At 38.7% G+C, this 23116-nt stretch carries 24 protein-coding genes and 1 pseudogene; 7 read left to right on the top strand and 18 right to left on the bottom strand.

All coding sequences use genetic code 11. From position 1 onward, the window contains the following. Nucleotides 1-169: 169 nt before the first annotated feature. From IGI38_RS16250 to IGI38_RS16230, 5 genes are all read right to left on the bottom strand, one after another. On the bottom strand, nt 170-1099 hold the full coding sequence (locus IGI38_RS16250; RefSeq protein ID WP_438733392.1) for an IS3 family transposase: 930 nt from the start codon (nt 1097-1099) through the stop codon (nt 170-172). Further along, nucleotides 1099-1530 (bottom strand): HTH domain-containing protein, encoded by a 432-nt coding sequence (locus IGI38_RS16245; RefSeq protein WP_438732490.1) that lies wholly within the window; start codon nt 1528-1530, stop codon nt 1099-1101. The genes IGI38_RS16250 and IGI38_RS16245 overlap by 1 nt, the downstream gene beginning before the upstream one ends. A 140-nt stretch (nt 1531-1670) precedes the next feature. Further along, entirely contained in the window at nt 1671-1904 is a 234-nt protein-coding gene (locus tag IGI38_RS16240; protein WP_438732488.1) for a hypothetical protein, read from the bottom strand. Between the two features lie 77 nt (nt 1905-1981). Next, nucleotides 1982-2182, bottom strand: a complete 201-nt coding sequence (locus tag IGI38_RS16235) for a cold-shock protein (protein WP_438732487.1) — start codon at nt 2180-2182, stop codon at nt 1982-1984. Between the two features lie 426 nt (nt 2183-2608). After that, the gene (locus IGI38_RS16230; RefSeq protein WP_438732485.1) at nt 2609-3109 is read right to left on the bottom strand and encodes a hypothetical protein; all 501 of its coding nucleotides are present in this window, start codon (nt 3107-3109) and stop codon (nt 2609-2611) included. 485 nt (nt 3110-3594) lie between these two features. On the opposite strand from IGI38_RS16230, the gene IGI38_RS16225 reads away from it, so the two are divergent. The 5 genes from IGI38_RS16225 to IGI38_RS16205 all read left to right on the top strand — a co-directional run bounded on the left by IGI38_RS16225 (nt 3595) and on the right by IGI38_RS16205 (nt 9383). Continuing rightward, nucleotides 3595-4299, top strand: coding sequence for a GntR family transcriptional regulator (locus tag IGI38_RS16225; protein ID WP_438732483.1), 705 nt, complete (start codon nt 3595-3597; stop codon nt 4297-4299). 15 nt (nt 4300-4314) lie between these two features. Next, nucleotides 4315-4824, top strand: coding sequence for a PTS sugar transporter subunit IIA (locus tag IGI38_RS16220; RefSeq protein WP_438732481.1), 510 nt, complete (start codon nt 4315-4317; stop codon nt 4822-4824). Between the two features lies 1 nt (nt 4825). After that, nucleotides 4826-6322, top strand: a complete 1497-nt coding sequence (locus tag IGI38_RS16215; protein ID WP_438732479.1) for a PTS transporter subunit EIIC — start codon at nt 4826-4828, stop codon at nt 6320-6322. A gap of 63 nt (nt 6323-6385) precedes the next feature. Then, the gene (locus IGI38_RS16210) at nt 6386-8608 is read left to right on the top strand and encodes an alpha-galactosidase (RefSeq protein WP_438732477.1); all 2223 of its coding nucleotides are present in this window, start codon (nt 6386-6388) and stop codon (nt 8606-8608) included. Then, nucleotides 8577-9383, top strand: a complete 807-nt coding sequence (locus IGI38_RS16205) for an alpha/beta hydrolase (protein WP_438732475.1) — start codon at nt 8577-8579, stop codon at nt 9381-9383. The genes IGI38_RS16210 and IGI38_RS16205 overlap by 32 nt, the downstream gene beginning before the upstream one ends. Nucleotides 9384-9497: 114 nt before the next feature. On the opposite strand, the gene IGI38_RS16200 is transcribed toward IGI38_RS16205, so the two are convergent. The 9 genes from IGI38_RS16200 to amaP all read right to left on the bottom strand — a co-directional run bounded on the left by IGI38_RS16200 (nt 9498) and on the right by amaP (nt 16813). After that, nucleotides 9498-10262, bottom strand: coding sequence for a MurR/RpiR family transcriptional regulator (locus tag IGI38_RS16200; protein ID WP_438732473.1), 765 nt, complete (start codon nt 10260-10262; stop codon nt 9498-9500). Nucleotides 10263-10376: 114 nt separating this feature from the next. Then, nucleotides 10377-11714 carry a 6-phospho-alpha-glucosidase gene (locus tag IGI38_RS16195; protein ID WP_438732471.1) on the bottom strand — a complete coding sequence of 446 codons (1338 nt, stop codon included), beginning with the start codon at nt 11712-11714 and terminating at the stop codon, nt 10377-10379. Between the two features lie 36 nt (nt 11715-11750). After that, the gene (locus IGI38_RS16190) at nt 11751-13304 is read right to left on the bottom strand and encodes a PTS transporter subunit EIIC (protein WP_438732469.1); all 1554 of its coding nucleotides are present in this window, start codon (nt 13302-13304) and stop codon (nt 11751-11753) included. Between the two features lie 174 nt (nt 13305-13478). Further along, nucleotides 13479-13949, bottom strand: a complete 471-nt coding sequence (locus IGI38_RS16185; protein ID WP_438732467.1) for a PTS sugar transporter subunit IIA — start codon at nt 13947-13949, stop codon at nt 13479-13481. Between the two features lie 316 nt (nt 13950-14265). Further along, nucleotides 14266-14736, bottom strand: a complete 471-nt coding sequence (tnpA, locus tag IGI38_RS16180; protein WP_438732465.1) for an IS200/IS605 family transposase — start codon at nt 14734-14736, stop codon at nt 14266-14268. 367 nt (nt 14737-15103) lie between these two features. Then, nucleotides 15104-15349: a GlsB/YeaQ/YmgE family stress response membrane protein gene (locus IGI38_RS16175; protein WP_438732463.1), complete on the bottom strand. Its 246-nt coding sequence runs from the start codon at nt 15347-15349 to the stop codon at nt 15104-15106. Nucleotides 15350-15372: 23 nt separating this feature from the next. After that, the gene (locus IGI38_RS16170; protein ID WP_438732461.1) at nt 15373-15939 is read right to left on the bottom strand and encodes an Asp23/Gls24 family envelope stress response protein; all 567 of its coding nucleotides are present in this window, start codon (nt 15937-15939) and stop codon (nt 15373-15375) included. A 60-nt stretch (nt 15940-15999) separates the two neighbouring features. Next, on the bottom strand, nt 16000-16197 hold the full coding sequence (locus tag IGI38_RS16165) for a DUF2273 domain-containing protein (protein ID WP_438732459.1): 198 nt from the start codon (nt 16195-16197) through the stop codon (nt 16000-16002). Nucleotides 16198-16243: 46 nt separating this feature from the next. After that, nucleotides 16244-16813: an alkaline shock response membrane anchor protein AmaP gene (gene amaP / locus IGI38_RS16160; RefSeq protein ID WP_438732457.1), complete on the bottom strand. Its 570-nt coding sequence runs from the start codon at nt 16811-16813 to the stop codon at nt 16244-16246. A 536-nt stretch (nt 16814-17349) separates the two neighbouring features. Between amaP and IGI38_RS16155 the strand changes: the two genes are divergently transcribed. Beyond that, on the top strand, nt 17350-17673 hold the full coding sequence (locus tag IGI38_RS16155; protein WP_438732455.1) for a carboxymuconolactone decarboxylase family protein: 324 nt from the start codon (nt 17350-17352) through the stop codon (nt 17671-17673). 380 nt (nt 17674-18053) lie between these two features. Further along, a pseudogene (locus IGI38_RS16150) lies at nt 18054-18164 on the top strand (FosX/FosE/FosI family fosfomycin resistance thiol transferase); the annotation flags it as partial. 103 nt (nt 18165-18267) lie between these two features. On the opposite strand, the gene IGI38_RS16145 reads toward IGI38_RS16150, so the two are convergent. The 4 genes from IGI38_RS16145 to IGI38_RS16130 form a co-directional block, all read right to left on the bottom strand. Further along, nucleotides 18268-19113, bottom strand: a complete 846-nt coding sequence (locus IGI38_RS16145; RefSeq protein ID WP_438732453.1) for a PRD domain-containing protein — start codon at nt 19111-19113, stop codon at nt 18268-18270. Nucleotides 19114-19136: 23 nt separating this feature from the next. Further along, entirely contained in the window at nt 19137-19856 is a 720-nt protein-coding gene (locus IGI38_RS16140; protein WP_438732451.1) for a glucosamine-6-phosphate deaminase, read from the bottom strand. 18 nt (nt 19857-19874) lie between these two features. Next, nucleotides 19875-21719, bottom strand: a complete 1845-nt coding sequence (locus tag IGI38_RS16135; RefSeq protein ID WP_438732450.1) for a glucose PTS transporter subunit IIA — start codon at nt 21717-21719, stop codon at nt 19875-19877. 324 nt (nt 21720-22043) lie between these two features. Next, nucleotides 22044-22991 (bottom strand): IS30 family transposase, encoded by a 948-nt coding sequence (locus IGI38_RS16130; RefSeq protein ID WP_438725454.1) that lies wholly within the window; start codon nt 22989-22991, stop codon nt 22044-22046. Nucleotides 22992-23116 lie beyond the last annotated feature (125 nt).

Raw genomic sequence — 23116 nt, 5'->3', positions numbered from 1 at the left:
GAGTGCAGGTTTGCTTAATCCAATTATAGTATGAATGATTTCGATGGATTCTATGTCCAACTGATGTGCGACCCGGATGCAGATAGTGATGATCTTTTCAAACCAGGACAGTTTGAGTTGCTCGATGAGAGATACCGCGAACGTTTTGAACAAGCTTATGGCGATTCTCTCAAACCAGTTGAGAAAGACTGGGCGTCTTCACCAGATTTTTCAGGGGATATTCTCCCGTTTTGATAAAATCCGCATATTGATTAGGTGACAACTTTACTAGTCCCCATTGGTAGCGCTCATTGTTATAGTAGTCCATATAGTCATCGATGACTGAGGAAAGCTCGCTAAACGAATTAATGGCACCTAGGATGGGTAATTCGTCCTTCATATGTCCAAAGAAGGATTCTTGAGGTGCGTTATCCCAGCAGTTCCCACGTCGAGACATGGACTGGCGTAATTGATGATTTTCAATTAATGTTTGAAATTTTATGCTCGTGTAGTGGGTACCCTGATCTGAATGGATGAGGGTATTTTTGTTCTTGGGAATCGAATGCTTCTCAAACAACTGTTGGATTGTTTCCAACACAAAATCGACCTCTAAAGAATCACTCAATACGTAAGAAAGAATTTGATTTGTATAAGCATCTTTTATCGTTGATAAATAAGCTTTCTTGCCTCGACCGTAAAATAAGTAGGTGATGTCAGTTAATAAGATTCTCTGTGGTCCAAGCTCTTTGAATTTGCGATCCACGATGTTTGGTTTCGTGACTGATTCCTTTTTCGCTTGAGTCATTCTAAGATATGGATTCGCTTTGCGGATAGGGCAAACCAAATTAAATTTTCGCATTAACCGCTGAACTTTCTTACGGTTCATCAGAATTCCCATCTGAAGCAATGTCATATGGATTCCTCGGGAGCCCTTTTTATAGCCCCTCTTATTATATGCTTTAAGAATCCATTCAAACTCAGCTCGATCTTTGAGTTCTCGCTCCTCGCGCTTGTCCTGTCGACTCAACCATGCGTAGTAACCCGATCTTGAAACTTGCGCAATTTCGCATACCCACGAGATATTCAATAGATTATTGTCACGTGAAATCAATGTTTGAATTAGTTGGAATTTCTCTTGGCTATAGTTTTGGCCGCCTTGCGATTGATAGAATTCGTTTTTTTTAACGCTTCTATCTGTTGCTTTTGTAAAGCAACTTGATGGCGGAGATAGGCAATTTCTTCGTTTTTTGTTCGGTCTTTTTCACGAGGACGACCAGAGTTTTGACCTCGAAGATCCGTTACCCCCTCTGGACGATTCCCCATCTTGCGGATTCGCTTCGAAAAATTGGCAATACGATCCCTGCCAAGAACAGATGGATCAAACCCAGCCTCAATAAAAATTTGGGTTGGTAATTTTCCTTTCGAGTATTCCACCAAAAAAAGGTTTTTGAATTCCTCCGAATAAGTCACAGCTTTGCTCGAGACTTTATCTACATATGGATTGTATTGAAATTCCTTCATCTGATCCTTCGAAAAATGGTTTATGCTCATCTTTTATCACCTGCTTGATTAAGTTGATTGTACGACAAAAATACCCTAGATAATAGTTTCACCGACGGTTTTTTTATCGGTGTCTATTATCTAGGGTCCATTTTAAAGCGCTAAGGTCGTTTTTTTATAATCAAGTATTATTAAAAGCTGGTATCGGGATCAACTAGGTCGCCATAACTAATAACCGTCGTAAAATCAATGAAATCTTCTGTTTCACTTTTAATAATTTTGACGATCGCGGAATTGTTCAATTTACTCTTAACTATTCCTAGCTGCGTTTCTTCTTTATATTCGAAATATACTTCTTGCCCTATCGAGAAGCGCTCTCCTAAAAAAGAGGGCTTTGGAGATTTAAATCCATAGGTGTTTGCCAATTGAATATCCTCCTTCAAATATTATAAAAAAAGAAGACCGTTTCCGATCTCCTTAGTCATCCGTCTATACAACAGTTTTAGTCTTTTACAATGTTTGTAGCTTGTAAGCCGCGTTGGCCTTCTTCAACATCGAAAGTTACTGCTTGACCTTCGTCCAAAGATTTGAATCCGTCGCCTTGGATAGCTGAGAAATGAGCGAAAACGTCATTTCCATCTTCTCCAGTGATAAAACCGAAACCTTTGTCTGCATTAAACCATTTTACTGTACCTTTATTCATATAAAGTACCTCCAATTACACATCAACTGTGTTTATTTGTAATAAAAAATGATGTGTAATAAAAAAGTATCTTAAAATCATAGATAACCACCTAGTCACATATCAAAGTATTACTTAGTTACCATAACATGAATGAATGGAAAAAGCAAAAAAACATGAACATTCACTGTTTTATCTATCAACAATATTAAGTTTCACTTCTTTTTCTTAATAACTCGACGTAACTCTTGTATTTATTTTTCTTTCAAACTAGTAAAACAAACTGGGTTGGCGCCATATTACTTTCAATAATCTTACTAAACACGAACGATTGTCAGTAAACTGAATAAGCCTTATCTTATAAAAAAACATACAGAACGAATTTCGCTCTGTATGTTCGAATTATTAAACACAAGTTTCTCACTATCAGAAAAAATTTCAGTACTATTACTCAGCAGTCTCTGCGTAGAAGCCAATCCCCTCTGAACGCCAACCAACTCTAACAAGGTGATCACGTTCATTTGAATCCGGTGTATAGTGATGAGCGCCTTCTTTGGCATTCGGATTGTACAGACGATAGATAGGAACTCTCGGCTGATTTGAAAAAGCAGATACAAACGCTGTTCCCTCGTCCCTCCAGCCCACTTTTTCTAAATGTGCAGCTTCATAGCTGTTCATGGTGTAATGATGATCGCCAGCGTTTGGATTGTATAAACGGTAAACAGGAGCACCCGTATGTGGATTTGGCGCAAACCAGCCTATTTGTTCTTCCCTCCAGCCAACTCTTCGTAAATGTCTAGATTCTTCCAACTCAGCGGTGTAAAAATGTTCACCTGAGTTTGGATTGTACAAACGATAAATTCCTACACTTGCGGAAGCTTCGAGAGAAAAACCGAATAGTAAAAGACAACTGAAAAAGAGCCCGACAACTAAAGAAATTTTTTTCATTGAAAACGCCTCCCTTTCCTTTTATTATACTGGCTTTTCAACAATGGATAAAGTCTTTTTTATCCATTAACATCCCTAATGATGATTCAGGTTTTACAATCTAAATTTTACGATCAGCACTCTAGTACAGCTATGGAGACACGATGCATTTTTTAAACAATCGTGAAATATCCAATATTATATTTTTATTTTCATTTATTTGACAAAATAAAATATCCGACCAATATTTTTTCTCTCATTCATCAAGAAAAGGATTATTTTATAGATCTCTATTCCGTCTCCTTATTAATATATTTCGATAACAATTGAGTTTTTCAAATTTATTTAAAGAGTTATTTTAAAAATAAAAATTTATTCTAAATTGAATAGCAAGAAATACTCCTTAAAGCAAAGCACTATAATTTCGAATTGACACTTGTATAGACATGTGCTAAATTTTCTTCATGAAGCGAAAACGTTTTCTGTCAGAAAGGAGGATAATATCTATGATTTCTCGAAAATTTCGCGTAATCTATGATGATCTTGCGGGAGAGATCATTTCAGGAAATTTTGAAGTTGGCAGCTTTCTTCCGAGCGAACCTCAGTTGAGTGAGTACTACAAAGTTTCGCGGGAAACCATTCGGAAAGCCTTAAATTTATTGACCCAAGAAGGAATGATCCAGAAAATCCGCGGAAAAGGATCACTAGTTCTTGGTCAACCAATCTCAACTGAAGTGAACGCTTTAGACTTAAAAAAAGCTGCAGCACTTCCCCAGAGACAATATAAAGTGGTGGAATTTTCACATGTCCAACTCTCTGTAAAACAATTTATCCATGATCCAAATGAAATATTGAATTTATTGTCTTTCACCAAAATAGGACAGTTGTCTTTTATTAATCGAACACCGGATTTTCTTAAATACACGTATATTGTTTCTGATTTAGTTCCCGATTTGAAAGAAGAAGATATTACAGGCAACCTAGATGGCTTTCTTGAAACAAAACTTGATCAGCCCTTAGGATTTATAAAACGTGAGATCATTATTGAATCGGCTGATTTTATAGATGCTCAATATTTAGAAATACAAGCTGGGGACCCATTAGGAGTGATCAAAGAGAAAACCTATCTAAACAATTCTGATTTATTGATGGTGTCCGCAACAAAATACACTGCTCAAAATTTTCGTTACAACGATTTTATAAATAAGTAGAGAGAAGGAATAGAAATGTTCCACATTTTTGGAAAGAAAAAACCGGTGCTGATCCATGACCTAAATGTCTACGCACCCGCTGATGGTGAGGTTATTCCAATCGAGGAAACTTCTGATAGCGTTTTCGCAAATAAAACGATGGGGGACGGCTTTGCTGTACTTCCTACAAAAAATACTGTTAGAAGTCCTGTTGCTGGAGAAGTCATTATCATTTCCAACACCAAACACGCTATTGGATTAAGGATGAAAAATGGCTATGAAGTTCTTATTCATATGGGCGTAGACACGGTCGAGTTGAATGGCAAGCCTTTTGATCTTCATATTCACGTTGGTGATATTTTAGAGGGTGGGCAACTATTGGGAACGATGGATTTATCTATGGTAAATGAGCATGGATTAGCGACCGATGTAATCGTTGTTTTCACAGACAATCCTGCCAACGAAATGGATTTCGTATTGAAAACTGGGTTCAAAAAAGCTGGTGACATTATTACAACATTACAAATGAAAAAGGAGCATGTTTGACATGGCTGAAAAAGTAGATTATTCCGCTTTAGCAAAAGAAATTATTGATGGTGTTGGAGGCGATGAAAACGTCAGCAGTCTAATACATTGCATCACCCGCCTTCGTTTCTATCTGAAGGATGAAGACATCGCAAAAACAGACAAAATAAAAAACCTTGACGGTGTTATTGATGTCCGCAAGGCTCAAGGTCAATATCAAGTTGTTATCGGTTCAGCTGTCGAAGATGTCTACGATGAAGCCATCAAACAATTGGGATCAGATAAAGCTGATCCTGAAGCAACTGCAGCAGTTGTTGCAGCAACTACTGCAGATATTCCACAGGATCACCAATCATTATTCACTACCGTCAAAAATAGCTTTAATGATTTAATTGGTTTTATTACCGGTTCCATGAGCCCAATTGTAGGCGCTTTGGCAGCTGCCGGTATCACAAAAGGCTTGCTTGCATTACTAACAATGCAAGTACCGGGTGTTAATATTTTACCATTAATCTCTTCAGATTCAATCACTTTTACTGTAATCAATGCGATGGGCGACGCGATTTTTGTCTTTCTACCAATCATGGTTGGCGTCACCGCTGCCCGTAAACTTGGTTCAGATATTATTATCGGCGCAACCATCGGCGGTGTGTTAGTCCACCCTAATCTACTAAATCTAGTTGCTGGAAAAGCTGTTGGTCAGACCCCTTCTTTGCTTTCTATTGGTGGTTTGGATGTTCCTTTATTAAGCTATACGTATTCGATTTTCCCAATGATCTTAGCGGTCTTTTTAGCAGCAAAATTAGAAAAATTTTTGAAACGCATTTTGCCAAACTACTTACGACTGATTTTCGTTCCATTGATTACAATCTTTGTTATTAGCGGCATCACCCTTTATGTAACTGGACCAATCATTCTAGGTGTGTCAAATGTTTTAGCCCACGGTATCCAATGGTTATTGGAAGTTTCTGGACCAATCTCTGGCTTTATCATTGGCGGTATTTACCAGCTGCTCGTTATTTTCGGATTGCACTGGGGTTTAGCACCAATTGCATTAAACGACTTTGCTACTTTGCACTATTCATTATGGAATGCAATCGTCTCAACAACCATGATTGGTCAAGGAGCTGCTGTATTAGCAGTCGCTTTGAAAACCAAGAAAACTTCTCTGCGTGAACTAGGTATCGGTGCAACGATTTCTGCCTTTGCAGGGGTAACCGAACCAGCTATTTATGGGATAAACTTGAAATATCGTAAAGTGTTTATTTCGGGCTTGATTGGATCTGCTTTTGGTGGCCTCATTACAGGGCTATTCCATGGGAAGATGTGGGGCTGGGCCGGATCATGGATCGGTTTTGCTTCTTTCATTAATCCCGATAAAGGAATTGATCAAAATTTTTGGATTTTCTTAGCGGCAAGCATCGTAACAACCGTTGTCGGTTTTCTTGTTGCCTATTTCTGGGGATACAATGATGATATGACCGAAGAACAAGCGATGGCTAAGCCCAAAAAACCTTAATAAAATAGAATAACGCGGCTGATTTCGATTAGCCGCTTTTTCGTTAGAATGTGAGGAAATAACATGATTTCATTTGATCAAGAAAAACACGTGTTTCATCTATCCAACAACAAAGTTAGTTATCTTATGCAAGTCGAAGAAGACAATATTTTAAGTCATCTCTACTACGGCCCTGCCTTACCAAGTTATTCAAATTTGAGAAAGTATCCGCGAATGGACCGTTCCTTCTCCCCAAATTTGCCAGATGCTCAAAATAGATTATTTTCACTAGACACCCTACCTCAAGAATATCCGACCTTTGGCTCTGGAGATTTTCGTACACCGGCGATCCAAGTTCGTAATGAAGACGGTTCCTATGCCTTATCATTGCGTTACGATTATCACAAAATAATGAATGGAAAACCTGATTTAACTGGTCTTCCTCAAACCTTTGGTGAAAGTTCTGAAACCTTGATCATCTTTCTCAAAGATTCATTCAGCAATATTCAAGTACAATTAAACTATACGATTTTTCAAAACCTATCCGGAATTGCTCGTTCTGTCCAAGTCCATAATCACTCAATAAAAACGATTCAATTAGAAAAAGTAAGTAGTGTTTCGTTAGACTTTGCTAAAGAAGATTTTGAACTATTACATCTTCCAGGCGGTTATTCCAGAGAACGAATGATGGAAACGACAAAAATCCCTTCTGGATCAGTCAAACTCACTAGTAATCGAGGGGCATCAAGTCACCATCAAAACCCATTTTTTGCATTGACCCGCCCACACACTACAGAATCAACTGGTGATGCTTTTGGATTCTTATTGATTTACTCTGGAAACCATGAAAGCATTATTGAAAAAGATTCATTTGACCAAATTCGAACACAAATCGGGATAAGTTCGTTGAACTTTTGTTGGGAATTGACTCCTGGAAATTCCTTTCAAGCTCCAGAAGTATTACTAACTTACAGCAATCACGGTTTACATGAGCTTTCTTCTACTTTCTACGAAATCATCGAGAATCATTTAGTTCGCAGCAACTATAAAAAGCAAGAACGCCCAGTGCTCATTAATAATTGGGAGGCGACATTTTTTGATTTTGATCACGCTCGACTTGCTAGGATTCTGGATCGAGCAAAAGAGATCGGTGTTGAAATGTTTGTGCTAGATGATGGCTGGTTCGGGCATCGCGATGATGACCGTTCTTCCCTCGGTGATTGGTTTGAATACCCGAATAAAATCGCTGGCGGATTGAACCATTTTAGTCAGGAAGTCCATGATAAAGGACTCAAATTTGGAATCTGGGTAGAGCCGGAAATGGTTTCTGAAGATAGCATTCTTTTCCAAGAACATCCTGATTGGATCTTAAAGGTTCCGGAAAGGCCCGCTGCTCCTGGCAGAGATCAATTTGTTTTGGATCTATCGCGACAGGAGGTTCAAGACAACTTATACCATCAATTAAAGAAACTTTTTTCTTCTATTGAAATAGATTATGTAAAATGGGATATGAATCGGAACATGACAGACATCTTCTCGCAACGATTAACCTCCTCTAAACAAGGGGAAGTTGCCCATCGATATATCCTAGGTCTATACGCTTTGCTTGAAAAGCTCACACAAGAATTCCCAAATATTCTCTTCGAATCCTGTGCAGGCGGCGGCGGGCGTTTTGATGCAGGAATGTTGTATTATATGCCTCAGGTTTGGACAAGCGATAACACAGACCCTGTCTCTCGTATCAAAATCCAATATGGAACAAGCACTGTCTACCCGATTTCGACCATGGGGGCACATATCGCGGATGTCCCAAGTCATCAAACTCGAAGAAACACCTCAATTGAGACAAGAAGTCATGTCGCAAGCTCTGGATTATTAGGCCTAGAACTAGACCTAGCAAAACTCAGTATTCATGACCTAAATATGTTAAAAGAAAAAATAAGATTTTACAAAGAAAATCGCACGTTGATTCAATTCGGGGATTTCATCCGTCTCCTTTCCCCTTTTGAAAATAATGATGCCGCTTGGTCATTCATTTCCAAGGATCAAACAGAATGCCTCGTCTATTATTTCCAAACATTACAGCAACCAGAACCTGCTTTCAAACCATTAAAATTGCGCGGATTAGATCCAAACACAATCTATCAAAATGAAAGCGGAGAGATTAGCGCTTCTGGTGCCGAATTGATGCATCTTGGCATTTGGGTGAATCAACAAAAACATGGCGATTTCTATTCGTTCGCTCTAAAATTTAAAAAGATTGGAGAAATTAATAATGAACATACTAACGATACCCTTGGAAAATAAAAATGGCTTGGTTTTTGAAGCAACGTTTTACCAAAGAACCGTTATAGATCAAGCAAAACAACATCCCCTCATGTTGATTTTTGCAGGAGGAGGATTTACGTCCCTTTCCGAAAGAGAACAAGAGCCCATCGCTTTATACTACTTGAGCGAAGGCTTTAATGTCGCGCTTGTACACTATAATTTACTGACAAAACAAGTACCGTTATTTCCGAACGCTGCATTGTGCGGGTTTAGCGCAATCGAACATTTTCGCAATAATTTTCAAAAATATGATATCAACCCCGAAAAAATAATTACTGCGGGCTTTTCAGCTGGCGGTTCTGTAGCCGCTATGATGAATTCAGCTATCAACGATCAAGTTTTTTTAAAACATTACGATCTTGATTCAAATAAATTGAAGATTAATGGGACTATTCTAGGCTACCCCTTGCTTGAACTCGCTTCATTACAAACTACTTACCCACCGGAACTTCAACAATGGATTCCTACCGAGACAAGCTTTCAAGATGCAAACCTAGGTGTCGGAGTGTTAACCCCTCCAACATTTTTGTTCCATACAGCAAATGATCACTTGGTCCCTGTTTCCAACACCTTAAACTATGCACAGACATTAGATAGACATCAGATTCCCTTCGAAGTTCATGTTTATCCAGCAGGTGTTCATGGTCTGGCGACCGCTCGAGCAATTTCAGCAACAGAACGTGTTGGAGAGATCAATCCAGCGGTTGCAACATGGATGCCACTATCATTGACGTGGGTAGAATCCGTTCTCTAGTACTAAATTACTTAGACTCAATTACCTAATAAATAAGCACTTAGACTAGCCCAGATTTATCTAGGGACTGCTAAGTGCTTTGTCTTTATTTAGTCATCTCCGTACATGGATTCACTACTTCCTCCGACAATAATCGACATATCCAAAGGCAAATGCTTCAATTAATAAGAAGAAAGAGGACGAAGTTTGCAGCCACCAATCCGTCGGGTTAGGACTGCGACTGCTTGATGCATAGAGCGAGTAATCCGATCTGCCAGACAACAGATTATTTTGCATGTTTGTGATTGAGACGATGGTGGAACGATAGGTAGAAAGGACATTCAGTACGTTAAAAAGATGTTGATTTTCACCAGACAATGACAAGACAAAAATCAAATCATCTTCGGTGATATTTTCCATGATTCGTTTAAATTCATTGGATTGGGAAGAAGCCGGGATCATTTGCGCAGGTTTTCCGATTAGCAGCAACAGTCGTTGCAATTCTGCTGCTTGGTTTTGCTGCGTGACACCTGTCCCCAGCAAATAGACATTTCGGCTATTTTCAAGCGCATTATAAATAGTTTCCCAATTATTATTTTCGAGATAGTTTATTGTTCGTTCCGCGTCAGAAAAAATTCTTTTCTTGAAGGTTGTTTCCTTTACCGCATCGCTGGGGTCGTTTTGCCATTTCAAAAAATTACGCAGTTCGCTGAAACCAGTAAATCCTAGTTTTTGTGTAAAGCGAATGACTGATGATTTGGACGAATGACAAATTTTCGCAAAATCATTTGTTCCCATCTTCGTCATTTCTTTAGGATGAGCATTGATGTATTTGACCATTTGGATATCCACTTCATTTAATGTCTCATAATGCTGATTGACAATATCGGAAAAAAGCATAGCCATCCTCCTTACCCTTTATTCTTATTTTACCTCACAAGATAGCGAATTCAACTTTCACAGAAAAAAATATGAATGATCGTTTCCAATCATCCATACTTTTATCAGCAAAACCTATTTTAATTCAGGCCACCATTCACCATTAGCCGCGATCATTTCATCTAAAATCTGCTTAGCAACAGATGCTGACGGAACAGTCTTAGAAAGAGTCATCGCCTGCCATAATTTTTGATACGACTTTTCTTCAAAAGCATCGACAACTAATTTTTCAACGGCCACCTGCTGTTCGATCATTCCTTTTTGGAAGTGTGGGATCTTGCCCATACATAATGGTTCATAGCCGCGTTTGCTGACAATACATGGCACTTCAACCATAGCATCATCATCCAAATTAGCGATTGCCCCTTCATTTTTGACGATTAAAAGCATTCGTTCATATGTGTTATACGCGAGTGCTCCTGCCAATTGAACGATGAATTCCGCATGTTCTCCAGCCTCGATCGTTGTGTCTTCTGCTGTCTGAGCAGCCGCAATTCTTTCACATTCAGCAAATACATTTTTCTCACGATTATCCATTACCTCATTAGCTCGTGTATAATTTGGATCGGCATGGGCAACAACATAGTCAGGATATAAATAATATTTCAAGTACGTATTAGGAACAGTTGTTGGATCAATCGCATAAACATCTTTAGCCTTTTGAAAGGTATCCATCCAGCTGCTTTCTTCCAATAACGGGTTTTCTTCCCCGCCAGCTGACGCGTAACCATATTTCGCGATATGTTCTTTTAATTTTGGCAATAGATCATTGCCTTGTTTATCGGTCATTTCTGTCCACCAACCAAAATGATTTAATCCGTAATACCGATCAACGATCTCACTTTCGCTTTCTAAACCAACAATATCAGCGATTGATTTTTTGATTGCTACAGGCATATCACAGATGTTGATGATTTTTGCATTTGGCCGCATTCTTCTGGTTGCTTCCGCCACAATCGCAGCCGGATTAGAATAGTTAAGCATCCAAGCATTCGGTGAATATTTTTCCATGTAATCAATTAGTTCCACAACACCTGGAATGGAGCGCATCCCGTAAGCCATCCCGCCTGGTCCGCAAGTTTCTTGACCTACAACACCATATTTTAGCGGAATCTTTTCATCCTTTTCTCGCATCGACAGCCCGCCAACCCGAATATGGGCCATCACAAAATCAATATCGCAAAATGCTTCCTCAGGATCGGTTGTCGCTAAAAATTCGATTTCGGGTGCACGTTCTTTGACGATCACCTCACAAGCCTTGGCGACAACACTTTGACGTTCTTCATCATTATCGTAAAATTTTAATTTGCGTAAAGGAAATTTATCCTGATTTTCAATAAGCATCATGACAATTCCTGCGGTATAAGTACTTCCTCCGCCTGCAATTACAACTGACTGTTTTTCCAATTTCATTGTTCTCTTCCTTTCAAAATATAACCTTCTACCCTTTTATGATTCGCTCATACCCAATCTTTCGCAAATATCCTCTTTGAACCCTTGGACACCCATGCCAATAATGACTTGGACATTCGTTCCATTTAAAACGACACCTTTTTGTTGAGAGATTTTTTCTAGTTGAGCAGAGTCCACTAGTGCCTCATCTTTTACTGTTACTCGTAATCGAGTGAAACAATTAGAAATACTTTCGATGTTTCCTTCTCCGCCTAAACCTGCCACGACCAAATCAAAATCATCATTGCTGTCGGCAGTTAGTTCCCCATTTGCAGCAGTCGCCAGTACCACTTCCTCTGCAACGTCGTCTTCTCGACCAGGTGTTTTGATATTTAATTTATTAATTAATAGGACGAAAACAAAATACCAGATGACTGCCATAATAACTCCGACAATAATTACTAAATAGAACTTAGTAACTGAAGGACTGAAGACGGAATTCGAAACAAATGTATCAATCAACCCATAGAGCATATACGTTCTAGCCCCGATTCCCCAAAGGATCGTCTCCGAAACAGCCGTCAATAAACTGTGGACCAACCACAGCAACGGCGATGCAAACAAGAATGAAAAATCTAATGGCTCAGTTATTCCTGCCACCGCAGCAACAAACATCGAAGGTAAAATCATCCCCTTCACTTCTTCTTTGCGCTGCTTTTTAGCACAGTGAATCAACGCTAACGAAACGGCGATCGAGCCGAAAATTTTAACAAAACCAAACGTCGCGAAACGTAAGGACGGATCTAAACTTGTGATAGACCCGGCGTTCGCCATTTCCGCATAGAAAATATTTGCCGCACCATTGTAAACTTGCCCTCCAATTTTCGCCGTTCCGCCCAATGCGGTAAAGCAAAATGGCATCCACAACAAATGATGCAAGCCCGTCGGAATCAAGAAGCGATTTCCAAATGAATAAATGAAAACCCCTAATAATCCCGTCGTTAAAATGAAACCTGATAATGAAGAAATCCAGCTATTCACGACCGGCCAGATATAGCTCATTCCTATCGCTGTTACTAAGATAACCGGAATCAAAATCATAAACGAAAAACGCGAACCGCCGTAAATACTTAAAAAATCGACGAATTCCTTATCCGAAAACCGATTATGAATAAACGCAACGAGACAACCAACTAACATTCCTAAAAAGACATTCATATCGACGACTTGGAAACCTAACACTATAGCTTGACCTGTTCCAAAAAGCCCCATTTCGCCAGCTTCAGCCAATTGATCAGTCAGCGTCAACCAAGCATTATTAGCAGCTAAAAAGAATAAAAATGCGATCAGTGATATAAGAGCGGCTTCAACTTTTTTCTTTTTCGCTAAGGATGCCGAGATCCCTACACAGAAGATCAGCGCCAAATTATTTAACATACTGTCCATCATCGTTTTGATCAATCCGCCAAAGGTCTGCAAAACACTCGGCATGAATTCTAATTGTAAAATAACAGAAACTGCCAAGAACAACCCCATCACTGCCATGAACTTGACTGGAACGATTACTGCACGAGAAAAGTCTTGCATCCTTTGAGAAAGTTTACTTTTCATCATTTCTCTCCATTCATTTTATTGAGTATACGTATCTCTTGACCTAAGACTAACAACTTATAAAACCAGTTACAATATTTCTTCAGATCTTTGGACCCAAGTCCACAGATAGAGACCAAAAATGCCGTACACTTTTTTTAATAACAACTAGTTCAGTTGGTTTGGAGTACACACTTATTTAATGATCAGCACTAAAGACTCCCCTGCCTTCATTTCTTTCAAGTTTGCAGGAATGTCTAATGAAAAATTCTTTGCTTCTGTTATAACTATCATGATGGTATTTCTTAACCCGGCTTTTTTGATTAGCCGTGAATCAAATTGCATCAAAGGTGCTCCGCGTTTGACAGTATCTCCTTCCTTTACTAGCACAGTAAACCCTTGATTACGCAGCGAAACGGTATCGATTCCAACATGGATCAGAAGTTCGCACCCGTTTTTTAAGCGCAAGCCTAGTGCATGACGCATATTTTCACTCGCACTGATTATTTCAACATCCGCCGGGGCAATGATCGTTTCCATAATTGGCTCAATAGCGAAGCCCTGACCCATCATTCCGCTAGAAAATACTTCGTCCTCAACATCCCTTAAAGCAACAAACTCCCCGTCAATCGGTGCATAAATTTTTAGCTTCTTCTTCCAAATCATTTCATGTCCTCCTTTTATTTGCATCAATAAATGTACCGACTCCCCACAAAGTATTCAATCTACCTTCTTCGTTATGGACCTAAGTCCACTAATAGGAACAGAATCATCATAAAAAACTACCTATCCTTTAGGTCTTTCCCAAATAAAACTTCTACATATACTCATATTCTGTGTAAACAAGTCCGTTAGAATGGAACAGTAACCCATCCACCCGTGAAAACGGGTGGCTTTTTAACACCTCTAGAAGAGGTCCCCGCTCACATACTCCATAAATGGAGCTTTCTAAAAGACCGCCAACCGCTCGTCGCTCGCTACTTTATTTCTTTTTCTTACTCTTGAACGGATCAACGTATTCTTGTTTACTTATACTATCTCGAATACGATCATCTGATTCCTGTTCTCGTATATATTTTGCGATTGTTTTCTGATTCAAACCCACTGTACTTACGTAATACCCTTTTGACCAGAAACTTTTATTCCCATATTTATAGACTAAGTTTCCATGCTGTTCATGGATCAGTGTCGCGCTTCTCCCTTTTAAAAATCCCATGAAGTAGGAAATGCTTATTTTGGGTGGAATTCTTACTAACATATGAATATGATCTGGCATTGCATGAGCTTCGATGATTTCTACTTCTTTCATTTCACAGAGCTTGCGCAAAATCCTTCCGATATCCTTTCTCAAATCTCCATAGATTACTTTCCTTCTATATTTTGGAGTGAACACGATGTGGTACTTACAATTCCATCTTGTATGTGATAAACTTTTGTCGTCATTTGATGACATGAAAAAAACTCCTTTCGATAAAATGAGCGGTTGGTAGCCACTTATTAGTATATCGAAAGGAGTTTTTAACGCTAAAGCTTTTTCATCCACGCGTAGAAACGCGCGGTTTTTTTGTTTCACTCGCTACCGCGAGCGAAACTGACTGAAGTCGTTAAAAAAAGAAGGAAAGCACCATAATTGCTTTCCTTCTCCATTAAGATTGAGCTGTTATACCCAATTATTTTTCTAATAGAAACCTTCTTCGGGGGAAACACTCTGTAAATCTAACATACTAGTTATTGGGTACAAGCTTCATCAAGGAGTTGTATCTCTTAACTTACAGGCTTCCTACTTCTGTTGATCTCTCTCATCATCTTTGTCGTTAGATCTATTTAGACCGTCCCAAGAAAAATGAAACAATTAAAACTAGAATTACTGCGCCAATAATTGATGGCACGATCGCCATACCAGCTAATGAAGGTCCCCAAGAACCTAATAACGCTTGACCTAAAGCTGAGCCGACTAAACCAGCCACGATATTTGCGATCCATCCCATACTATTTCCCTTGCCTGTAATCGCTCCGGCGATTGCTCCGATAACTGCTCCAATAATTAATGACCATAATAAACCCATGATAAATTCCTCCTATAATTTAATTATTTTACTCGTGGTTCACGATTTTCTTCAATTTTTTCTTGTGCCTTATCTGTTCCGCGGTTAACTGCGCCTTTTGCTTTGTCTGTTTGTTTTGAAGCAAATTCTCCTGTTGTTTTAGCAGCGCTCGTAACTTTATCTTGTACTGTTTCACTGTCTTCTTCATATTCCGCTTTTGATTTGATATCAACTACGTGGATGTTTACTTCGATGACTTCTAAATGAGTCATCTTAGCGACTTCATCCCGAATCACTTCTTTGATATGATCGGCGATTTTAGGAATGTCTCGGCCGTATTCAATGACAACATCCATGTCAACTGCCACTTGTTTTTTACCGATTTCTGTTTCAATACCAGTAGTAACGTTATCCGTGTTCACCAATTTTTCCGCAATATTAGAAAAGAAACCACCATCTACCGTTAATAATCCATCAATCTGTTCAATAGCTGTACCAACGATTTTTTTGATGACTTTATCGTCGTAAGTCAATTCACCTTTCACTGTGGGAGAAGCAGTTGATTTCGTTTCCTCAGATACGGCTGTTTTGTTTCCATAATTGTTTTCCATTGTAAATTCCTCCTGTTTTGAACAAAAATTATTGTGTCTAATTTAGAAATAGATCATTGATCAGTTGTTTCTGCGACTAAAAAAGTCATCTAGTGCACCAGTTTGTTTCAGATAATAGCCAAGTGCTGTGCCAAAACCTGTTAATAAAACGATCAATAACGTTTTGAAAAAACCGATAGATACAAGCAATATGGCCAAAATCAATCCGACCCCTCCGAAAATAATCGGGAGTTTATACTGAGCAAAAAAATCTTCCATGTATCTCCCTCCTCGTACGATCAAACATTCATTTTTGTCCCCTATACTATTCAACTCGTGAACGGTTTACAGTCGGCCCTTCCTTATCAAAAGACGTATACGCAATATCCACTTTGACTTTTTCCCGACTACCTATAATCTCCTGCAGTTCATGTTGAATTTCTTCCATTAATACTTCTGTTTTCTCAACATGAGCAGATGTGCGATTCAATTGACCTTTTACTTTGACCTTGATTTTGTTCTTCGTTGCCCGAACCTTAACGTCGGGAGAAGCAACAAAACCTGTCTCCTTCAGCTTCGAACGAACTAATCCTTCAATCGCCTTTTTGTCTAACGAAAGACGACCTTTATTTTCCTTAAGTACAAATGTCTGTTTTACTCCTGGGTAAAAGATCATGACTAAAATGAAAATCGATAAGACTCCCGTGAAAACCAAAGCTATCCAAAATAAATACTGGCGAAAATAATCATTTGATAGAGAATTCCTTAAAAACTCGGTTCGTCGAATGCCAAATGGCAGGTTCAGGTACGGGGAGCTAATCGCGATGACCATCAATAATGCCGACATCAAAATTAGCGAACTAATAATCCCGATTGCCTTTACTCCACGATTCATGGTGCACCTCCTTTTAGATAATTTCCAAATTGAGCTTTCTTTTAGTGTGGTAGGTCATACGATTTATTTTTTCTATAGCAAGAAACAACGGATTCATACTAATATCGCGCATTACTTCGCCACATTTCTACATCGTATCCCGAAGTTATTTTCGTTTATCTTTGCCACACTTTATAATATTATCGTAACGTGGTTTATTTTATTTTTAAAGGATTCTGCTCGTAATATCCAAATTCGCATTATTTAAGCTTACTATTTGACAACAAAGAAGTAATAAGTTATGCGTCGGCATTATAAATAATATTTATTAATTACTACTGGATTACGAGCATAATTTCTAAAAAAACAAATATTTATCTATAAACTTGTTTAAAAATTTAAAAAACTGAGCAAATACGAAGGTGTCCGATTTGCTGGTCACTTCAGTTGGTTTTAAGCTCTTTTGAATAGAAATTTTTTTTATATTTTAACTCTGATTTCCTCATTACCCACTGAGTTCCAAGTGGTATAATGATTAAAAAAATTGGAGGTATCCTATGAAATTAAGTCATTCATTCGAAACATTTGCTAAAGAAGCACCTGAACATCAGCAAGCTTTTGGAAAGCTCGTACAAACTTGGGGAGACATCAGCGCCTTAGATGAAAAGACGAATCATCTATCTTATCTTGCTGTCCTCGCTGCAACAGGAAAAACAAGTGGGCTTCCTTTTCACGTTATACTGGCAAAAAAGGCGGGTGCAACAAAAGAAGAAGTGATCAGCGCAATTTTAGTCGGACTACCTGCTGTAGGAAATGAAGTTATTAACGCGTTACCAATAGCCATTGAATCCTATGATATGAATGAATCACTAAACTCTTAGCCTTTCCCCTTTTCAATAGTTAAGATTTTTTTGATAACCCAATTAGTACTAAGCTTCTATCAATTGATTTACAGATTTTATTCAAAAGGATTGAGTCACTTTGTCTCCACTTAGTCATGTCACCTTCATCGTAAAGAATCTTGAGCGTTCTTCAACCATGCTCAAAAGTATATTCAACGCAAAAGAAATATACTCCAGCATTTCAATTGAATTTTCGATTCATCCTGAAAAATTCTTTTTGGATTGCTTTAATGGAGGATGATTCTGTCGAAAAACAAAAATCCTATCATCCTATCGCTTTCAAAATTAATTACGATGAGTTAGAAAAGTATCGCTTACGAATAAAAAATGTAGGTCTTAAAATTGAAGAGGGACATTCTAGAATCCAAGGTGAAGGCGCGTCCCTCTATTTTTACGATTATGCTAATCATTTGTTTGAACTGCATACAGGAACTCTCGTGGAGCGGTTAGCTAGATATTGTAACTCCTAGTCTACAAAAGTTATGACGTGTTAAATCGCGAAAAAGCATCCATTCCAATAACGGAATGGATGCTTTTTTACTCAATCATAGTGCTGAATGGATAACTGTTTTATTACATCTCTATTTGTCGAACTCTTTCTATATGCATCGTCAAGTATACCTCTTCCTCTAATGGAGGTTTTACATTATGGTTATTGTTTAAGTAGCGAATTATTTTTTCTGCACATTGAAAAGAGGACTTATATTGATCAATGACTATGCGAATCATCTCTTCACTCATATCCATCATTTTTATCCCTTTAACTTGGCGAATCAAAAAATATTGGAGGTGCGAGACCAATCTAGAAAAATTTATCGAATTCTGATCAATCTTGATTTGAAAATGATACTGAATAATCGAGATAATTTCCGAAATGATCTTCGTAACATTCATCGCCTGCTGAATCGAATCATAGTTGTTGCCGCTGCTGATAAAATGCATCGCAATCGCCGTAGATTCCGTCTCATCCAGTTCTACATCGACAACCTCGTTAATAGCTGCCACTGCTTTTTCACCTAAAGCATACTCTAAAGGATAAAGCTGCTTGATATCCCAATGTAAAGGACTAACGATAGACATCCCCTGTTTTTTTCGTTCAACAGCAGAAAAAATATGATCGGTAAGGGAAATCAACATCGTTAAGCCAAATTCAGTGTGAAGTTCTTTCTCAGCCAATTTTAGGATCGTATCGCTTAGTGTGATAAATGGTAATGGGATTTCACTGATTAATGCCGAGACTTTATCGATTTCGCTTTTCGGTTCATTTTTCAATATAAACTTTCGTTCAATTAATGATTCATCAATCAAGTTTCCAGGATAAGCTTTATATCCTACACCTTTTCCCATAACGATCATCGGCTGACCGGATTCCCCTTCAACCAAAACAACATTATTATTTAATCTCTGTGTTATTTGCATTGGGTTCCTCCTGACATTAAATACTATAGCAAAGATGCGGCTTCTTTATCAACAATCAGTGTCATGTTCGGATGCGTTGTTAATAGGGTAGCTGGGAACTCTTCTGTAACAGTTCCTTCAACTAATTTCTTCACGATCTCTGCTTTTGACTCTCCGCTGGCGATCATCACCAATTGTTTGATTTGCATGATGCTTTTAGGCCCCATGGTGACATAAAAATCTGGACGCTTCTCTTCTACGCCGCCAACTTCGTTCAATAAAACATCTACCATATCTGGTGTAGCATCTTCATCAACACGACTAGTTAAATCACCAAATTTTGTAGTATCCGGCAAATTTCCGCAGAAATGTCCGTCCGCACCTACTCCAAGCAACACAAAATCAAGTCCGCCGTCTTCCTTCAGCCGTTCATCCTGTGTCTCATAATTGGTCCAGTCAAGCACGTGAATCTTCTCTTTATCAATGTTCGCTGGTCCAAAAAACATCGTGTGCAAATTACTCATCGTTACTCCATAACGATCTTCTTCACCTTTAAATGGAATTTCATCAAAGTTGTAATAATGTACTTGCTCAAAGTATTTCTTATCCTTCACTAATGGGACTAAAATTTCATAAACCCCTTTAGGAGTAGAACCAGCAGTGATCGATATGTTTCGGCGATATTGCCCGTGCATCGCTCCTAAAAGATAATGGGTTGCTACTGTACTCATTTCATTATAGTCCTCTGTGATGATTAATTTCATTTTTCTTCCCTCTTTCTCTTAATTCGTTGCAATATTGAATAAACTTCCATCTAAATCAATCATTTCAGATGCAGCTTTATTAATTGTTTTATACTTCTCTGAGTTCGTAATCACGACGATTACGGCATCATTCAAGTGTTTAGATTTTATGAATGATGGATCAAAAGTTAACAGCTCATCGCCTCTATTTATTTCTTGACCTTGTTTTACCTTCAATTCAAACCCTTCACCATCAAGTGTTACTGTATCTAAACCAATGTGGATCAAAAGCTCGACGCCATTAGATGCCTCTAAGCCGATCGCGTGATTCGTTGGAAATACTGCCTTCACTTTTCCTTCAAACGGCGCATATACTTTGCCATCTGGTACGTCAATCGCCAATGTTTTACCTAAGATTTCCTGAGAAAAGGTATTGTCATCAATCGACTCTAGCGACAGGAGATTCCCTTTCACTGGTGAATGGATCGACAGACTGCCTTCCTGCACTTGAGAAGAAGTTGTTTCTTCAAGCGAATCCTTTTGCACATCTTTTTCCCCTTCTGAGAAACGGTTCATTAATAAGAAAGTTAAAATGGCTGTCGAAACGATCGAAATGATCATCCCAACAATGATTCCGATAAATCCTTCTCCCATGAAGGCAGGTAAAGAAAGGATGCCCGGCATGACAAAACCAAAACTCTGACCACCTAACATGGTACTGACGGCTGCTCCGATACCTCCGCCAAGACAGGTCGCAATCATCGCACCTTTGTATTTAACAAGGACCCCGTAAATCGAAGGTTCCGTAATCCCTAGGTAACCTGGAATTACTGCTGATAATGCCACTTGCTTTTCTTTTGCTTGTTTCGCTCTGAAATAAACGACAAGTGGTGCTGTTGCCTGCGCAAAAGTACTCATGAGCATCATCGCCAGCATTTGTGAAGAACCAAAGCTTGAGATTTCTTGTTGAACAAGCGGGTTCATGGCATGATGCATCCCCCCTAATACAAGGATCGGCCGAGTACTTCCGACGACTAATCCTGCCAGCCAAGGAGAAAAGTCAATTAACCATTTGATTCCATGGGCAATATATTCCCCGATGTAATACCCTAATGGCGCCAGCACACTCATCGCTATCGGAGCCACAATAAGCAAAGATAGTAACGGTGAAAATACCATGTTGACCATATCTGGAATATACTTATCAAAAAAACGTTTAACATATTTCAGTAACCAAACCGAAAAAATGATTGGTAAAACCGAAGCACTATAATCAACTACAGCGATTGGAATGAACCCAAAAAGCTTCATAACCTGCTGGCCTTCAGCAATCGCAAATGGATACATCATTAAACCAGCTAACGTTAGTGCTAAATATTCATTCGTCTTAAATCGTTTTGCTGAACTTACTGCAAGCAAAAATGGGAAAAAGTAAAACATCGCATCTGATAAACCATTAAGAAAAATAATCGTATCCGTACCGCCATCTGCCCAGCCAAAATTAATGAACATGAAAATGAAGCCTTTAAGCAATCCTCCCGCAATAACTGGCGGCAATGCTGGAGTTAAAATTGATGACAGCGTATTCAACACGCTGGATACTCCGATTTCCCCATTATTTTCATCATCACTGCCTGTTAGAGAAGTTATCTCATTCAGTTCGTTGGCTACACTCGCTACCCTACCACCAAGAATGACTTGAAATTGATCCCCTTGAAACTGAACACCTAAAACACCGTCCAATCGACTGATTTCCTGCTGATTAACCTTCATGTCATCTTTCAATTGGAAACGCAGCCTTGTCACACAATTTGTAAAATGGCTTATATTTTTTTCTCCTCCCACATTACTTAATATCGCTTTTGCCAGCTCACGATTATCCATAATTCTCCTCCTTTTCTAGCCGAATCCAATAAAAAAATGCCTAAAGAGAGTATGCATAATAAACATACTTTCTTTAGGCATTGCCAGCTTTACCCGTAACGAACCCTGCTAAATTTGTTTTTTTTGTTACTCCAAGACTATCATCATAAAAAAAGATTGTCAATACGGTCTTTTAAAAATTTGAAGCGTTACCATTTTTTTAATAGTAACAGTAAGATTCTAGTATCGCGTTTTTGCTTCTCTAATCTATCTATTTACTCCGAACTAGGAAACAAATATAACGTATTGGACTTTCTCGTTGATGTATTTCTTAATGCTGAATTGTCAAATTAATTGCAACATTTCTTCTTGAAAGACTTCCCAACAATTTTTCCAGTTCAATGTTTTTTTAGGACGCATATTTATCTTGCGTAATGCTTCCTGTTTCTCCGTAGGGGGTACCTTTGAAAAATCAGTTCCCTTAGGGAAGAATTCTCTAAATAAACCATTCCCATTTTCGTTAGATCCGCGTTGCCATGGGGAGTATGGATCACAAAAATACATAGGTACGTCTAAATCTTTCTCAATTTCTTTCCAGCAAGAAAACTCTTTCCCACGGTCGACCGTAAAGCTTAAAAATGCCTTGTGACTCCCTAGGTCTTGCACAAAAGCTTTAATCGCTTGTGCCATTGACTTCGCGGTACGATCCCTCATTGAGATCGCCCAATAAAAGCGTGTTTTCCGTTCAATAAACGTTGCTTCGCAGGCTTTGCTTTCCCCTCTGCTAGAAACAACTGTGTCCAACTCCCAATGTCCAAATTCTTCTCGAGTTGACACAGAAGCTGGGCGTTCATCAATGGTATGCCCTACAGTCATTTTGCCTCGTGCCTCTTCTTGTTTTTCTTGTCTTCTGCCTTTATGTCTCAGACACTGTTTAGACACATTAAGAATACCGGCATAGAGCCAATTGTAAATGGTTTTGAATGAAACTATTTGACGATCATTCGCAATTTGTTCAGGGGACCAGCTGTCTTCAAGATCACATTCAATCTGATAAGCGAATTCAGAAGTCCATTTGGACTTCGCACCACAGGCACTGCGCTTCATTTCCGCATCTAATTGCGCATTGTCGGCATTATAGATCAAATCTTCGGGTACTCGTTTCAACTCACGATCAATCGTTGTTCGGCTAACACCAATTCTGTCCGCTATTTCTTGAATACTCTTGGCATCATAAATCATCGTCTCTATACATTTTCGATTATCTCGTGTAAGCTTTTTGTGTGAACCCATCAAAATCACTCCTAGTAGTTTGTTATCCTAAACTCATTTTACTAGAAATTTTTGATGGGTTCTTTGTTGCGATTAATATTACAATTCAGCTAATAAAATTACTATTTTCTTTACAGATACACCTG

Source organism: Enterococcus sp. AZ128 (assembly GCF_051714485.1).
In the GTDB taxonomy this organism is placed as follows: domain Bacteria; phylum Bacillota; class Bacilli; order Lactobacillales; family Enterococcaceae; genus Enterococcus_A.
The sequence above is the reverse complement of the archived record's forward strand: the minus strand, read 5'-3'. Positions and strand labels throughout refer to the sequence as shown.

Coding starts and splice junctions, on each gene's coding strand:
- IGI38_RS16185 (WP_438732467.1), bottom strand. CDS start 13,949: ATGATTTGGAAGAAGAAGCTAAAAATTTATGCACCGATTGACGGGGAG.
- IGI38_RS16195 (WP_438732471.1), bottom strand. CDS start 11,714: ATGAAATTGGAAAAACAGTCAGTTGTAATTGCAGGCGGAGGAAGTACT.
- IGI38_RS16230 (WP_438732485.1), bottom strand. CDS start 3,109: ATGAAAAAAATTTCTTTAGTTGTCGGGCTCTTTTTCAGTTGTCTTTTA.
- IGI38_RS16165 (WP_438732459.1), bottom strand. CDS start 16,197: ATGGAAGATTTTTTTGCTCAGTATAAACTCCCGATTATTTTCGGAGGG.
- IGI38_RS16175 (WP_438732463.1), bottom strand. CDS start 15,349: ATGGGTTTATTATGGTCATTAATTATTGGAGCAGTTATCGGAGCAATC.
- IGI38_RS16225 (WP_438732483.1), top strand. CDS start 3,595: ATGATTTCTCGAAAATTTCGCGTAATCTATGATGATCTTGCGGGAGAG.
- IGI38_RS16130 (WP_438725454.1), bottom strand. CDS start 22,991: ATGGGTTCACACAAAAAGCTTACACGAGATAATCGAAAATGTATAGAG.
- IGI38_RS16215 (WP_438732479.1), top strand. CDS start 4,826: ATGGCTGAAAAAGTAGATTATTCCGCTTTAGCAAAAGAAATTATTGAT.
- IGI38_RS16145 (WP_438732453.1), bottom strand. CDS start 19,113: ATGCAAATAACACAGAGATTAAATAATAATGTTGTTTTGGTTGAAGGG.
- IGI38_RS16170 (WP_438732461.1), bottom strand. CDS start 15,939: ATGGAAAACAATTATGGAAACAAAACAGCCGTATCTGAGGAAACGAAA.
- IGI38_RS16235 (WP_438732487.1), bottom strand. CDS start 2,182: ATGAATAAAGGTACAGTAAAATGGTTTAATGCAGACAAAGGTTTCGGT.
- IGI38_RS16220 (WP_438732481.1), top strand. CDS start 4,315: ATGTTCCACATTTTTGGAAAGAAAAAACCGGTGCTGATCCATGACCTA.
- IGI38_RS16205 (WP_438732475.1), top strand. CDS start 8,577: ATGAACATACTAACGATACCCTTGGAAAATAAAAATGGCTTGGTTTTT.
- tnpA (WP_438732465.1), bottom strand. CDS start 14,736: ATGTCATCAAATGACGACAAAAGTTTATCACATACAAGATGGAATTGT.
- IGI38_RS16245 (WP_438732490.1), bottom strand. CDS start 1,530: ATGAGCATAAACCATTTTTCGAAGGATCAGATGAAGGAATTTCAATAC.
- IGI38_RS16155 (WP_438732455.1), top strand. CDS start 17,350: ATGAAATTAAGTCATTCATTCGAAACATTTGCTAAAGAAGCACCTGAA.
- amaP (WP_438732457.1), bottom strand. CDS start 16,813: ATGAATCGTGGAGTAAAGGCAATCGGGATTATTAGTTCGCTAATTTTG.
- IGI38_RS16190 (WP_438732469.1), bottom strand. CDS start 13,304: ATGAAAAGTAAACTTTCTCAAAGGATGCAAGACTTTTCTCGTGCAGTA.
- IGI38_RS16200 (WP_438732473.1), bottom strand. CDS start 10,262: ATGCTTTTTTCCGATATTGTCAATCAGCATTATGAGACATTAAATGAA.
- IGI38_RS16140 (WP_438732451.1), bottom strand. CDS start 19,856: ATGAAATTAATCATCACAGAGGACTATAATGAAATGAGTACAGTAGCA.
- IGI38_RS16135 (WP_438732450.1), bottom strand. CDS start 21,719: ATGGATAATCGTGAGCTGGCAAAAGCGATATTAAGTAATGTGGGAGGA.
- IGI38_RS16210 (WP_438732477.1), top strand. CDS start 6,386: ATGATTTCATTTGATCAAGAAAAACACGTGTTTCATCTATCCAACAAC.